We start from the raw sequence: 13,299 nt of genomic DNA on the forward strand, positions 1-13,299 counted from the left end.
TCGGCCGCCCTTCGTCATGCCCCCTTTGAGAAAACCCTTGATCCTGTGCGGCGCCCTCGCGCTGGCCGCCGCGGCCGGCTGGGCCTGGCTGCGCCCGGCAGCACCGCCTCCCAAGGACGGCGCCGAGGTGGTCGCCAGCGTGTCGACCGTGGCCGCCCGCAGCGCAACCCTGCCACTCATCATGACCGTCTTCGGGGAGATCTCGCCCGGGCGCGAGCAGAGCATCAGCTTTCCCCGCGCCGGCCAGGTGCAGCGCCTGCCCGTGCTGCCGGGGCAGCGCGTGGCCAAGGGCGAGCCGCTGGCCACACTGGTCAGCGATCCCATGGCCGAGGCGGCCTATCGCCAGGCGCTGGCGGCCCTGACGCTGGCCGAGGGAGAAGCCCAACGCACGGGCGAGCTGTTCGCGCTGCAACTGGCCACCGCCGGCCAGGTCCAGACGGCCAGCAAGGCCGTGGCAGACGCGCGAGCCAATGCCGAGGCGCAGCGCAAGCTGGGCGGCGATGTGGCCAGCGCGGTGGTGGCCGCGCCCTTCGATGGCGTGGTGGTGGCGGTCAACGTGGCCCAGGGCGAGCGCGTGCAGCCCGGCACGGCGCTGGTCCGGCTCGGACGCATCGATAGCCTGCGCGTGGTGCTTGGCATCGAGCCGGCGGAGCGCATGCGCGTGCATCCCGGCGATGCCGTTACGCTGTCGCCGCTGCAGGCGCCCGCCACCACCGCGCAGGGCAGCATCGGCGAACTGCAGGACCTGATCAATCCCAAGACCCAGTTGATCGATGCCGTGGTCACGCTGCCCGCGCGTGCCGCGGTGGATTTCGTGCCCGGCATGCGAGTGCGCGCGGAGATCCGCACCGGCGAGCAAGCGGGCTGGGTGGTGCCCAGGCTGGCGGTGCTCAACGATGCGGCCGGCGCCTATCTCTACCAGGTGCGGCAAGGCAAGGCCCGCCGGGTAGCGGTGCGCGTGCTGGCCGAACAGGACCAGTCGCTGAGCGTGAACGGCCCGCTGGACGCCGCGCTGCCGGTGGTGAGCCGTGGCAACTATGAGCTGGCCGATGGCATGAAAATACGCCTGGGGGCCGCGGAGCCGGCACGATGAGCACCGCGCGCTGGGTCCACGGCCATCGCCGCTCCATCCTCTTCCTGGTGGCGCTGCTCGCCATTGCCGGCCTGGTCTCGGCCTTGCGCCTGCCGGTCTCGCTGTTCCCGACGGTGGAATTTCCGCGCGTGGCGCTCTCGCTCGACGCCGGCGACCGCCCCGCCAGCCAGATGGAGCTGGAGGTGACGCGGCCGGTGGAAGAAGCGGTGCGCCGCATTCCAGGGGTGGCCAACGTGCGCTCGCGCACCAGCCGCGGCAGCGCCGAGGTCTCGGTCAATTTTGCCTGGGGCACGGACATGGCGGCCGCCACGCTGCAGGTCAGCGCGGCGGTGGGCCAGATCCTGCCGCAGTTGCCGGCCGGCACGCGCCTGACCACGCGGCGCATGGACCCGACCGTGTTCCCGATCATCGCCTATAGCCTGACCGCGAGCGGGACCTCGCTCACCGCGCTGCGGGACCTGGCCGAGTACCAGTTGCGGCCCCTGCTGACCGGCGTGGCGGGCGTGGCAAGCGTGCAGGTGTCCGGCGGCGCCGTGGAGGAAACCCGCGTCAGTGTCGATCCGCGCCGGCTGCAGGCCTATGGCCTGTCGATGGACGACGTGGGCCGGGCGCTGAGCGCGGCCAATGTGATCAGCGCGGTGGGCCGCCTGGAGGACCACTACAAGCTCTACCTGGTGGTCTCGGACACGCGCTTCAAGGATCTCGGCGCCATTCGCCAGACAGTGCTCGCCTCCGGCACCAACGGTCTGGTGCGGCTGGACGACGTAGCCACTGTCGAGCGCTCGACCCGGCCGGAGTGGCTGCGCGTCACCGCCGACGGCAAGGACGCGGTGGTGCTGGCGGTATTCCAGCAGCCCGGCAGCAACAGCGTGCAGATCGCGCGGGACATCCGTGCCGCGCTCGATGGCTACGCCGCGCAGTTGCCGCGCGACGTCAAGCTGTCGAACTGGTACGACCAGAGCCAGCTGGTGACCGCATCGGCCACCAGCGTGCGCGATGCCATCCTGATCGGGGTGGCGCTGGCAGCCGTGGTGCTGATGCTGTTCCTGCGCAGCTTGCGCATCACCGTGATCGCCGTGCTGGTGGTGCCGGCGGTTCTGGCCACCACGGTGGTGGTGCTGCAATTGTTCGGCATGAGCTTCAACATCATGACGCTGGGCGGCATGGCGGCCGCGGTGGGCCTGATCATCGACGATGCCATCGTCATGATCGAGCATATCGAGCGGCGCCTGGCCGCCGCTACCGGCGGCCATGAGGACACGCCCCGCCGGGTAATGCTGGCGGCCATCGAGTTCTTCCGCCCGCTGGCCGGCTCCAGCGCCGCCACCCTGATCGTGTTTGCCCCGTTGGCCCTGCTGACCGGCGTCACCGGCGCCTTCTTCAAGGCGCTGTCCATCACCATGGCCTCCGGCCTGGCGATCTCGTTCCTGCTGACCTGGCTGGCGGTGCCGCTGCTGGCGCAATACCTGCTGCGCGGACACCGCCCGGCGGCTGCGTCCGGCAGGTTCACCGCCTGGTGCCACCGCCGCTACGGGCTCTGGCTGGCGCGCGCGCTGGCGCGGCCGTGGCAGGTATTCGCCGCGATGGCCGTGCTGCTGGCAGCCGGCGCGATCGCGTTCCAGCATGTGGGCTCGGGCTTCATGCCGGCCATGGACGAAGGCGGCTTTGTGCTGGATTACCGCTCCCCGCCAGGCACGGCGCTGTCGGAGACCGACCGGCTGCTGCGCCAGGTGGAGGGCATCCTCGCGGCCACGCCCGAGGTCGAGACCTATTCGCGGCGCACCGGCACCGGCCTGGGCGGCGGACTGTCGGAAACCAACCAGGGTGACCTCTTTATCCGGCTCAAGAACGGGCCGCGCCGCCCGGTCGACCAGGTCATGCAGGACATCCGCGCACGCATCGAGCACGAGGTGCCGGGCCTGAGCGTGGAACTGGCGCAGTTGATGGAAGACCTGATCGGCGACCTGACCGCGGTGCCGCAGCCGGTGGAGATCAAGCTGTTCGCCCAGGACGCCGCCACGCTGCCGGCGCTGGCCGACCGGGTCGCCGCCAGCATCGGCAAGATCAACGGCATCGTCGACGTGAAGAACGGCATCAATCCCGCCGGCGACGCCATCAATGTGCGGGTCGACCGGGTCAAGGCCGCCGTGGAAGGACTGGACCCGGACGCCATCACGCGGGCGCTGCAGACCTACCTGGCGGGCACGGTCACCACCTCGGTGGCGCAAGGGCCCAAGATGGTCGACGTGCGGCTCTGGACCCCGCCCGGGCTGCGCGCCACCGACGCCAGCCTGGGCGAGCTGCCGCTGCGCGCGCCGGATGGCCACCTGGTGCCGCTGCGGCGGGTAGCCACGCTGGAGCCGGTCAGCGGCCAGGCCCAGATCACGCGCGAAAACCTCAAGCAGATGGTGGCGGTGACCGCGCGCATCGAAGGCCGCGACCTGGGCTCGGTGATCGCCGACGTCAAGGCAGCGCTGGCACGGCCGGGCGCGCTGCCGCGCGGCAGCTACTACGCGCTGGGCGGCCTCTACGAGCAGCAGCAGATCGCCTTCCACGGGCTGATGATGGTGTTCGCCGCGGCCGCCGCGCTGGTCTACCTGCTGTTACTCTTCCTGTACGAGAGTTTTCGGCTGGCGAGCGCCATCCTGTGCGTGTCGCTGCTGTCGGTGTCCGCGGTCTTCATCGGCCTGTGGGTCACCGGCACCGAGCTGAACATTTCCGCCATGATGGGCATGACCATGATCATCGGCATCGTCACCGAGGTGGCGATCTTCTATTTCTCGGAGCAGCGGGCGCTGGCCGGCGACGGCGCGCCCACGCGCGAGGGCCTGGCGCACAGCCTGGTGGAAGCCGGCAAGCAACGCATGCGGCCGATCGCCATGACCACGCTCGCCGCCATCCTCACCCTGCTGCCGCTGGCCCTCGCGCTGGGCCAGGGTTCCGAGATGCAGCAGCCGCTGGCCATCGCCATCATCGCGGGCCTGCTCGTGCAGTTGCCGCTCGTGCTGCTGCTGATGCCGGTGCTGTATGCGCTGATGCACCGCAAGGCCGCGCGCGCCTGAGGCCCAGATCCATGTCAAACCAGTCCGGAGTTCCGATGCATCCCCAATCCGACTCTCGCTCCCCTGCGTTCTTCGCCCGGCGGGTGGCCGGCCTGCCCACGGCCCCGTGGCTGCTCGCCGGGCTGCTGATCCTGCTGCTGTGGTTCGGCACGCTCGATTTCCGGCACCTGCTCAGCTCCGATGAAGGCCGCTACGCCGAGATCTCGCGCGAGATGTTCGCCAGCGGCGACTGGGTGACGATCCGCTACAACGCGCTCAAGTACTTCGAGAAACCGCCTTTCCATATGTGGGTGACGGCGCTGTCGTACACCCTGTTCGACGTGGGCGACTGGCAGGCGCGGCTGAGCGTGGCGCTGTTCGGCATGGTCGGGCTCATCGCGTCGATGTTCGCGGCCACCCGTTGGTACGGCATCCGCGCCGGCCTGCTGACCGGCCTGGTCCTGGTGGCCGCGCCGATGTGGAGCGTGGCTTCGCACTTCAACTCCGTGGACATGACGCTGTCCGGCGCCATGGCCTGCGTGCTGGCCTTCATGCTGGTGGCGCAGCATCCTGCTGCCACGCCGGCGGCCCGGCGCTACTGGATGTGGGCTTGCTGGGTAGCGATGGGCGTGGCGATCCTGACCAAGGGGCTGGTGGGCATTGCCCTGCCCGGCCTCGTGCTGGTCATCTACACCCTGATCTCCCGGGATTTCGGCCTGTGGCGCCGCCTGCACCTGATCACCGGCATCGCGCTGATGCTGATCGTCACGGTGCCCTGGTTCTGGCTGGTGTCGGAGCGCAACCCCGAATTCCTGAATTTCTTCTTTATCCACGAGCACTGGCAGCGCTACACCTCGACGGTGCACTCGCGCAAGGGCCCGCTGTGGTACTTCGTGCCGTTGCTGGTGGCGGGCTTCGTCCCCTGGCTGGGGCTGGCGCCGCGCATGTGGGAGGTGGTCCGCGAGGATGGCGCCGCGGCGCGCGTGGCGGCGGTGCGGCCGTTCCGGCCGGCGCTGTTGCTGGCCGTGTGGGCCGTTGCGATCTTTGTTTTCTTCAGCCTGTCCGGCTCCAAGCTGCCCGGCTATATCGTGCCGATCTTCCCGGCGCTGGGCATGCTGGCAGCCATGGCGCTGGAGCGCATCGACGAGCGGGGCTGGCGCCGGCAACTCAACGCCATGCTGGTGATCATGGCGATCGGCTTGCTGGCCAGCCCGGTGGTGGCCACGCTGCATTCCAACCATACCGCGACCGCAGACTACCGCCGCTACGCGGTCTGGGTGGCCGCTGCGTTTGTCGTGATGCTGACGGGCCTGTGGCTGGCGCGCCGGCTGCTGCGCACCCACGGCCTGATGCCGAGCATCCTGGTCTACACGCTAGCGCTGTTCACGGGCTTTACCACCGCGCTGCTCGGACACGAATCGATCGGCGGCGCGGCCTCGGGCGCCAGCCTGGTGCCGGCCATCCGGGCGGTGCTCAAGGACGACATGCCGATCTATGGCGTGCGCACGCTGGACCATACCCTGCCGTTCTACCTGCGCCATACCACCGTGATGGTGGAGCACCCCGACGAGCTGGAGTTCGGCACCCAGCAGGAGCCGCAGAAATGGCTGCCTACGCTCGACAGCTTTATCGCGCGCTGGCGCGAGGGGCCGCCGGCGCTGGCGATCATGTCCGCCGATACCTATCGCGAGCTGACCACGCGGCAGGTGCCGATGCACCTGGTTGCGCAAGACCAGCGGCGTATCGTGGTGGCCAATTTTCCGGTGCCGCCTTCGCCTGGCCGCTGAGCGCGGCTCAGGCGTATTCAGAACACCACGCCATCCAGCTTCTCATGGTGGCTGGCGCACAAATAGTAACGATTATCATTTATAATCCGCGCCCAACCCTTCCCTTGTTCCAGACCCCTTCTCACGCGCGGTGCCCTCCGATCCCGATAACCAGAATCTGCTCGCCACCCTGGTCCGGCATTACGAGGACCTTGTTGAGCACGTGCGGCGCCGTTTCTCCGGCCGCAGCTTCGCGCGCGACGTAGTGCACGACCTGTGCGTGCAACTGCTGGAGCGCCCTGCGCGCGAAACGGCCCGCCAGCCGCTGGCGTTTCTGCGGCGCGCCTCGCTCTACCGCGCCATCGACCGCCAGCGCGCCGAGTCCAGCTATGCGAATATCGTGGTCTCGGTTGATGAACTGCCCGAGCTGCCTGGTCACGAGGGCGATGGCGCGCAGCAGCTCCACCTTGCGCAGCAGATCCAGGCGCTGCGCAAGGCCATCGAATCCCTGCCGACACGCTGCCGCCAGGTCTTCCTGCTGCACCGCCTGCACGACATGACGCAAGAAGAGGTAGCCAGCGCGCTCGGCATCACGCGCAATATGGTGGCCCGCCACATGGCGCGCGCCATGCAGACGCTCAGGCCGGCACTGGACCTGCCCGTGATGGCGCCCGCGCTGCCTGCGGCGCGGCCAATGCCCGCCGCGATACCACCCAATGCCACCGTGAGGCCGCCAGATGGACAAGCCGCCTAGCACCGCACGCAAGATGCCGCCCTCGCCCGCCGATCCGCTGGCGCCGTTCAAGGACGAACTGCGCCCGTACTTCCCCAGCAAGGATGCCCTGCTGAAGGAGGCCCGCGCGTACCGCCGGGGGCGATCGCGCACGATCAAGGCAGTGGCCGCACTGGCCCTGGCCTTCAGCGCGCTATGGCTTGCCGATCCGGCCTGGCAGACCGAGCACCTGGCCACGCGCATTGGCGAGCGCAGCGAATGGACACTGCGCGACGGCACCCGCATCCAGCTCAACACCGCCTCGGCGCTCGTCGTCGAGAACCACTTGCGCAGCCGCCGCCTGCGGCTGGAGCAAGGCGAAGCCATGTTTACCGTTGCGCATGGGTGGCGCAGTTTCGTGGTGACGGCGGCCGGTGCCGAGATCCGCGATATCGGCACCGTGTTCAATGTACGCAGAGATGGCGCCACGGTAAGCGTGGCGGTGGTGCAAGGCGCGGTTGAGGTGTCGCCGCGAGCGGGCAACCGGGGTACGCTGCTGGCCGGCGGCCAGGCCATGTCCGTCAGCGCTGGACAGCTCGGCGTGCCGGCCGGCTTCGGGGCGGACATCGTGGCCTGGGCCGACGGCAAGCTGGTGCTGGATGGCACGCCGCTGCGCCAGGTGGTGGCCGAGATGCAGCGCTACCGCCGCGCGCCGATCCGCTTGCGCGACGACCGTGCCGGCAACCTGCGCCTCTCAGGCGAATACCGCATCAATGACATGGAATCCCTGGTCGATGCGCTGCCCGATATCCTGCCGATCAGCATGACCCGCGCAGCGGATGGCGCCATCGACATCAGCTCTCGTTGAGTTCAGGCCGGTGAAGATGCGGGGGCCGGCGCCATCAGGTCTTCGAGAAAATACGCTGAAAGCTGGTGGCGCCCTTCCAGTTCGGCCTTGGCGTACACATTGGCGGCATGCTGGCGCACCGTCTTGGCGCGGCTCTCGCGCAGCGCTGCGATCTCTTCCAGCGACAGCCCCTTGACCAGCAGCAGCGCCACATCTTTCTCCGCCGGGGTCAGCTTCCAGCTTTCGAACTGGTCCTGCATCAGTTGCAGGAAATTGCGCGTCAAGGCGCGGGCGGCGTCGTCACGTTCGGCCCTCGCGCGCTCGCCGGCGTGCGCCGCGTTGCGCAGCGCCACCAGGTCGCGCGCGGCGCGCTCCCGTTCCCGCACAAACACATAGAGGATCCACACGAAGACCAGCGTGGCGATGGCCTCCACCACCAGATGGTAGTTGACGCCGCCGGTCAGGTGGATCTGACTCAGGTCCCAGACCTGGTAGGCCGGGAAGAAGGCGAGCAAAAATAAAAGCTTGGGCGACATTGGGATGGATTTCCGGGCATGCGGGCAACGAAAACCCGCTCGCGCTGACGGCGCGAGAACGAAATGTAACTGATTCTCGTTACCAAGAAAAGCCCAAACTTCGGTGGCGTCTCGGATCGGCCAAAAAAGCGCCTCTTTCGATACCTATCCGTACCGGGACATATGTCCCGCAGCCCTTCCGTAACACCCGCAAGGCCAATGCCCACGCGGCAAACAGCCCGCGCACACAGGGCAGATGTCCAGCCCGCGCGAACTTCCGTTGAATACAAGAATGATTCGCATTAACCTCCGCTGACTTCTGCTCCGAGGGCATTGCAGCCCGCTGCGAGCGGGCTTTCCACTCTCTGCATCCAGCCAACTTTTCCGCGAGTTTTTCTTTCATGTCACGTGATTCCCGTCCCGGCTTCGTCCCACGCCCCCACGCCATTGCGGCACTGGCTTCCGCGCTGATCGCCGGCCTGCCGCTCGCAGTGCGGGCGCAGGCCGCCCAGTCTTCGCAGTCGGAACAGACCCTGCCCCAGGTCACCACCTCTGCCGGCAAGGTGGCGCCCGGCAGCCTGCGCGACACGGTGACGACCGGCACCAAGACGGACACCCCCTTGCGCGACATCCCGGCCGCCATCACCGTCATTCCCGACAGCGTGCTGCGCGAGCAAGGCGCGGTGGACATGAACTACGCGCTGCAGAACTCCGCCGGGGTGCAGCCTCTGCTGGCCGGAGGCTACGGCTTTGCCAACAACTACACCATCCGCGGCCTGGGCATGCGCTTCCTGCGCGACGGCTACCTCGACGGCCCCACCCAGAACGGCTACTACCGCACCATGTACGACGTGGACCGGATCGAAGTGCTCAAGGGCCCCGGCTCGGCGTTGTACGGCTCCGGCCAGCCTGGTGGCACCGTCAACGTCGTCACCAAGGCGCCGCTCTCGAAGTTCGGCGCGGAGATCGGTGCGTTCGGCGGCAGCTTCGGCACCTGGGGCACGTATGTGGACGTGGGCGGGCCGGTCAGCTCGCAGCTCTCCACCCGGCTGATCGCCGATGTGGAAAAGAGCGACGGCTACCGCGGGCTGTCGCGCGACATCAAGGAGGTCTCGCCCTCGCTGAGCTGGGCGTATGACAACAACAAGACACTGACGCTGGATTACGACCACCGCGATATCCGCATCAAGCCAGACAACTACGGCATCGTGTTCAATGCCCAGGGCAACATCGCCTCGGCCCCGCGCGACTCGCGCTACTACAGCCCGTTCAACGACACCCGGCAAACCATCGACCGCGTCACGCTGAGCCACGACTGGCATATCGATCCCGCGCTCAGCATGCGCACCGCCTTTATCTATGACGAGCGCGGCCTCAACATGACGCGCAATGCCGGCGGCAACGGCGGCAATGCCGCCAACCAGATGACCGGGCGCGCCGTGCGCACCCAGGTGGACGACAGCCAGTTCGCGCTGGTGCAAAACGAACTGGTCTGGAAAACCCGCACCGGCCCGGTCGATCACACCGTGCTGTTCGGCCTGGAATACGCCGACACGCGCATCGACACGGTCCGCACCGGCTACAACCTGCCCAACATCCTCAATATCAACGCGCCGGTGGTCCCGGAGACCACCCTCAACGGCCTCGCGCCGGTGCCGGCGCAGGGCTTCAACCGCAAGCTCAAGCAGGAGGATTTTGGCGTCTACCTGCAGGACCAGCTGGCGCTTGGCGAGCAGTTCAAGCTGCGTGCGGCGGTGCGGACCGACCGCGTCAAGTTCAGCGACGTGGGCACGGCGGGTGGCGCCTTCCGCTCCATCGGCGATACGCAGAACCTGACATCCGGCTCGCTCGGCGCAGTCTGGCAGCCCCGTCAGTCGCTGTCCTTCTATGCCGGGGTTTCGACCAGCAAGTTCATCAACGTCTCTACCGAGCCCGCAGCCCTGAGCCCGCAGCCGGAGAGCGCGTTGCAAAAGGAAATCGGCGTCAAGGCGGACTTCCTGGACGGGCGCCTGCAGACCAACGTCGCCCTGTTCGAGACCGAGCGCAAGAACTACTACATCACGCTGCCCGGCGCGCTCAACCCCACCCCGGACGGCCGCGACCGCTCGCGCGGGCTTGAGCTGGAAGTCACCGCACGGCCTCTGGCCGGCTGGTCGGTGCTGGCGAACTTTGTGGTGCAGAACGTCAAGGTCGAATCCAATGCCCTGGCCTCGAATGCACCGATGGGCGTCGCCAACCGGAGCATCGCTGGCACGCGCCCGACCGGCGTGGCGCGCACCGGCGGACGCCTGTGGACCACCTACGACTTCCAGCAGATGGCACTGCACGGCTGGGGGGTCGGCCTCGGCCTGACCTATAAGGGCGATAGCTACGCCGACAGCCTGAACCTGTACCGCGTGCCGGCCTACGTGGTGCTTGACGCCGCGGTCTACTATCGTCAAAAGACCTGGGACTTGACGCTAAACCTGCGCAACCTGACCGACAAGACCTATTACATCTCGCCGACCTTCTCAGGCGCGCTCCCGGGCGACACCCGCAGCGCGATGCTGACCGCACGCTATCGTTTCCAGTAAGGACATCATGATGCAGACAACCTTGGCCCATAGCGCGCGCAGCACCCGCCGCCGCCCAGGCGCGATCGCACGCATCGCCCTGACGCTCGCCGGCATTGCCCTGGCGGCGCCTGCAGGCGCGCACTACCTGTGGCTGGAACCCGGCAAGCCCCTTGCGCATCTCTACTTCGGCGAGTTCGAGGAAGGCTTGCGCGAGCGCTCGCCGGGGCGTCTGGACGAGATGCCCGCGCCAGAAATCAGCGCCCCGGACGGCGCCGGCAAAACCGTCGCGCTCGATGCCACTCGTGGCCCGCAAGGCTTCAGCTTTGCCATGCCGGCCCAGCGCAAAGCCGTCGTGGCCAGCGAGGGCCGGTACGCCGTAAAAGACTGGACGCATGCGGGGCTCGGCGTGGTCAAGCCGATGTTCTATGCGCGCCTGCTGGGCGAGGCCAAGGCAGGCATGGCCGCGGTGCCGCCCGATACGATCCAGGCGCTCGATATCCTGCCGACGGGCAAGGCCGGGGAATTCCGCGTGGTGTTCCAGGGCGCGCCGCTCCCCGCTACCGACGTGCGGATCATCGCGCCGAATGCCTGGACCCGCGAAGTGGCGACCGATAGCCAGGGCCTGGTCAGTTTCAAGTTCCCGTGGCGGGGCCAGTACATCCTGCACGTAATCCACCTGGAGCGCACGGCAGGCACGTTCGAGGGTGCGCCCTACGCGGCCATCCGCCATCGCGCCACGGCCACCTTGACGACCTCCAGCGGCGCCCGGACCGAAACCCCCACGGCATGGCGCGCCTCCCCAGCGCACTGATGCGGCTTCGGCAAGGTGCAGGCAGAACGCGCGTGAAGTCGCTGCCCGCACGATGCTGAAGGTCACCCGGCGCGCCGGCGCCGCCCTCGCCCTTGCTCCCGGCGGCATGGCGCGCGCCGCCACGCAGGGATCCATCTGGGGAGAGGCCGGCAAAGCTGCCGCCCAAGAGATTGCGGCGAGCGGGCTTGCGGCTTCCATTGCCCGGATCTCGGTGTTGCTGGTGATGCGGCAGTTTCCGTCGCGGCACGCCACCGCCGAGCAGATCTGCCGGGAGATGCTGCTATCCCCGTACCGCACGCCGCTTTCGACGTTCAGGACGGCCATCTACGAGCTCACGGATTCTGGCCTGCTGTGGCGGCTATCCGTGCCCGCCAGCGACCATGCCCCGGCGCATTACTACGAGCTGGCCGACCGCCCCCCGCATGAGCACCTCTATTGCCTTCAATGCCACCGCATGGAAGAGGTGTGCGACGAGCCGCTGATGGGCTTGCAGCGCGCGCGGCTTGCGGCGCAGGGATTGCGTCCCGCCAACATACGCAGCGCGCTCATTGGCCGATGCAGGGATTGCGCCGGCCACAAGGCGCGGCAACAGGACTGAGATCAAACGCCAAAGCGCCGGAACGCATGCCCGGCAGGGTTCAGTCGCGGCCGGTTGCCTTGCGCCCCATGACCTGGTGGATCCAGAACAACGCACAGACAACGACGCCGCCGCCCCAGTGCAGCCACTCCGTCGCGTTGCGCAAGGCTTCGCCATTGAAGTAATAGAGGCCGAAGCCGGTTGCGACCAGTAATGCCACAATGCCGCCGAACAAGCCCCCGGCAAGGCGATTGTGGCGCCGCGTCCAGCAGTACCGGATGTGCACCGACCAGATGACGCCAAGCAGGAACGTGACATAGAACGCCGCTGCCCCGTGCACTCGCATGCTCCAGGCCTGCCACGGCGCGGTGGTTTCCGGCTCGAACGCAAGAAAATGCACAAGCAACCATGCCAGGCCGGTCAGCAGCAGCAACGCAAACGCCGCGTACAAGGCCCAGCGCCGCTGGCGACTGAGGCGCAAGGTCCGGTGCAACTGGCGAGAAGAGAGATGGGGATTCGACATCGGGCCGGAGTGACTGGTAATTCCTGGACACGGAACCGCAAAAGCGCTAGCCGCCTGAATGGCCATCGCGGTAGAGCAAGGTGCGGGCGCCATATCGGGCCAGCAGCGGATGTTCTGGCGCGCGGCACGCCAATACTACCTTGGTCAGGGCATCGGCAAACAGGCACGATGGCGCCAGCACGCTCACGCCTGCGCCAGCGGCTAGCGCGTTTGGCAGGTGCGGGCTGTCGATGCGCGCAGGCGAGCCGGGTTCCGGCCACAGGCCGCCAACGCTGGAACTCGCAAGCGCCGCGTTGTCGAGCCGCCAGACCATCGCCGTGCAGGCTGGCGCACCCGGCTCGCGCAGCGCAACCGTAGCCGGGGCGGTGCCGGCATGGCGCATGTCGCCGCCCGCGTTGACCAGCGCGTAGTCGAGATCGAAACCGCCCAGGGCCTCGACCGCGCAGTCTACCGCGTAGCCCTTGGCAATGCCGCCCAGGTCGAGTTGCAGTGGCCTGTGCTTGCGCACCTTTGTGCCCTCGATGACCCACGCCCGGCCCCCCGCGGCGCGCGGCCTTGGCGTGCCGCGCTCGCAGTCGAACGCGCCGTCGCTCTCGGCCTGCAGCCGGGCCGCGACGGTGAGCACGGCCAGCGTGCGCGCATCCATCTCCACCGGCTGGTCCACCCCGGCCGCATTGAAGCGGCCGATGTCGCTAAAGCGGTCGTGGCAACTCATCAGCCGCTGGACCTGCGCGATCCGGGCAAACGCGGCGCGCACCGCCTGCGCGGCGTCGGCGCCGCGCGCCTGGATATCCACCAGCGTACCAAGCAGCGGGCGGGCGCGGCGGCATGCGCAGGCGGCAGCGTGGCTCACGACGGC

General features: G+C 68.2%; 11 protein-coding genes. 8 read left to right on the forward strand and 3 right to left on the reverse strand.

Annotation, left to right across the window (positions count from 1 at the left end; all coding sequences use genetic code 11):
* The first annotated feature begins 37 nt into the window (after nucleotides 1-37).
* The 5 genes from ACGLHR_RS04065 (at nucleotide 38) to ACGLHR_RS04085 (ending at nucleotide 7,480) form a co-directional block, all read left to right on the forward strand.
* Nucleotides 38-1,093, forward strand: a complete 1,056-nt coding sequence (locus tag ACGLHR_RS04065) for an efflux RND transporter periplasmic adaptor subunit (RefSeq protein WP_400092077.1) — start codon at nucleotides 38-40, stop codon at nucleotides 1,091-1,093.
* A complete protein-coding gene (locus ACGLHR_RS04070) occupies nucleotides 1,090-4,155 on the forward strand; it encodes an efflux RND transporter permease subunit (RefSeq protein ID WP_400092078.1) in 3,066 nt (1,021 codons plus the stop codon). Before ACGLHR_RS04065 ends, ACGLHR_RS04070 begins: the two co-directional genes overlap by 4 nt.
* Nucleotides 4,156-4,190: 35 nt before the next feature.
* Nucleotides 4,191-5,921, forward strand: a complete 1,731-nt coding sequence (locus tag ACGLHR_RS04075) for a glycosyltransferase family 39 protein (RefSeq protein WP_400092080.1) — start codon at nucleotides 4,191-4,193, stop codon at nucleotides 5,919-5,921.
* Between the two features lie 130 nt (nucleotides 5,922-6,051).
* Entirely contained in the window at nucleotides 6,052-6,654 is a 603-nt protein-coding gene (locus tag ACGLHR_RS04080; RefSeq protein WP_400092082.1) for a sigma-70 family RNA polymerase sigma factor, read from the forward strand.
* The gene (locus tag ACGLHR_RS04085) at nucleotides 6,638-7,480 is read left to right on the forward strand and encodes a FecR family protein (RefSeq protein ID WP_400092083.1); all 843 of its coding nucleotides are present in this window, start codon (nucleotides 6,638-6,640) and stop codon (nucleotides 7,478-7,480) included. The genes ACGLHR_RS04080 and ACGLHR_RS04085 overlap by 17 nt, the downstream gene beginning before the upstream one ends.
* Nucleotides 7,481-7,482: 2 nt before the next feature.
* On the opposite strand, the gene ACGLHR_RS04090 is transcribed toward ACGLHR_RS04085, so the two are convergent.
* The gene (locus tag ACGLHR_RS04090) at nucleotides 7,483-7,995 is read right to left on the reverse strand and encodes a helix-turn-helix transcriptional regulator (protein ID WP_400092084.1); all 513 of its coding nucleotides are present in this window, start codon (nucleotides 7,993-7,995) and stop codon (nucleotides 7,483-7,485) included.
* A gap of 380 nt (nucleotides 7,996-8,375) precedes the next feature.
* Between ACGLHR_RS04090 and ACGLHR_RS04095 the strand changes: the two genes are divergently transcribed.
* Genes ACGLHR_RS04095 through ACGLHR_RS04105 form a run of 3 tightly spaced genes read left to right on the forward strand, consistent with a single transcriptional unit; the run spans nucleotide 8,376 to nucleotide 11,938 of the window.
* Nucleotides 8,376-10,547, forward strand: coding sequence for a TonB-dependent receptor (locus ACGLHR_RS04095; RefSeq protein ID WP_400092086.1), 2,172 nt, complete (start codon nucleotides 8,376-8,378; stop codon nucleotides 10,545-10,547).
* 7 nt (nucleotides 10,548-10,554) lie between these two features.
* Nucleotides 10,555-11,340: a DUF4198 domain-containing protein gene (locus ACGLHR_RS04100; RefSeq protein ID WP_400092089.1), complete on the forward strand. Its 786-nt coding sequence runs from the start codon at nucleotides 10,555-10,557 to the stop codon at nucleotides 11,338-11,340.
* 52 nt (nucleotides 11,341-11,392) lie between these two features.
* Nucleotides 11,393-11,938: a Fur family transcriptional regulator gene (locus ACGLHR_RS04105; protein ID WP_400092090.1), complete on the forward strand. Its 546-nt coding sequence runs from the start codon at nucleotides 11,393-11,395 to the stop codon at nucleotides 11,936-11,938.
* Between the two features lie 40 nt (nucleotides 11,939-11,978).
* Here ACGLHR_RS04105 and ACGLHR_RS04110 read toward each other — a convergent pair whose 3' ends face one another.
* Together ACGLHR_RS04110 and ACGLHR_RS04115 are read right to left on the reverse strand one after the other, a co-directional pair.
* The gene (locus ACGLHR_RS04110; protein ID WP_318235369.1) at nucleotides 11,979-12,350 is read right to left on the reverse strand and encodes a hypothetical protein; all 372 of its coding nucleotides are present in this window, start codon (nucleotides 12,348-12,350) and stop codon (nucleotides 11,979-11,981) included.
* A gap of 136 nt (nucleotides 12,351-12,486) precedes the next feature.
* Nucleotides 12,487-13,293 carry an FAD:protein FMN transferase gene (locus tag ACGLHR_RS04115; RefSeq protein WP_400092093.1) on the reverse strand — a complete coding sequence of 269 codons (807 nt, stop codon included), beginning with the start codon at nucleotides 13,291-13,293 and terminating at the stop codon, nucleotides 12,487-12,489.
* Nucleotides 13,294-13,299 lie beyond the last annotated feature (6 nt).

Source organism: Cupriavidus sp. CuC1 (genome assembly GCF_044627735.1).
GTDB lineage: Bacteria > Pseudomonadota > Gammaproteobacteria > Burkholderiales > Burkholderiaceae > Cupriavidus > Cupriavidus ulmosensis.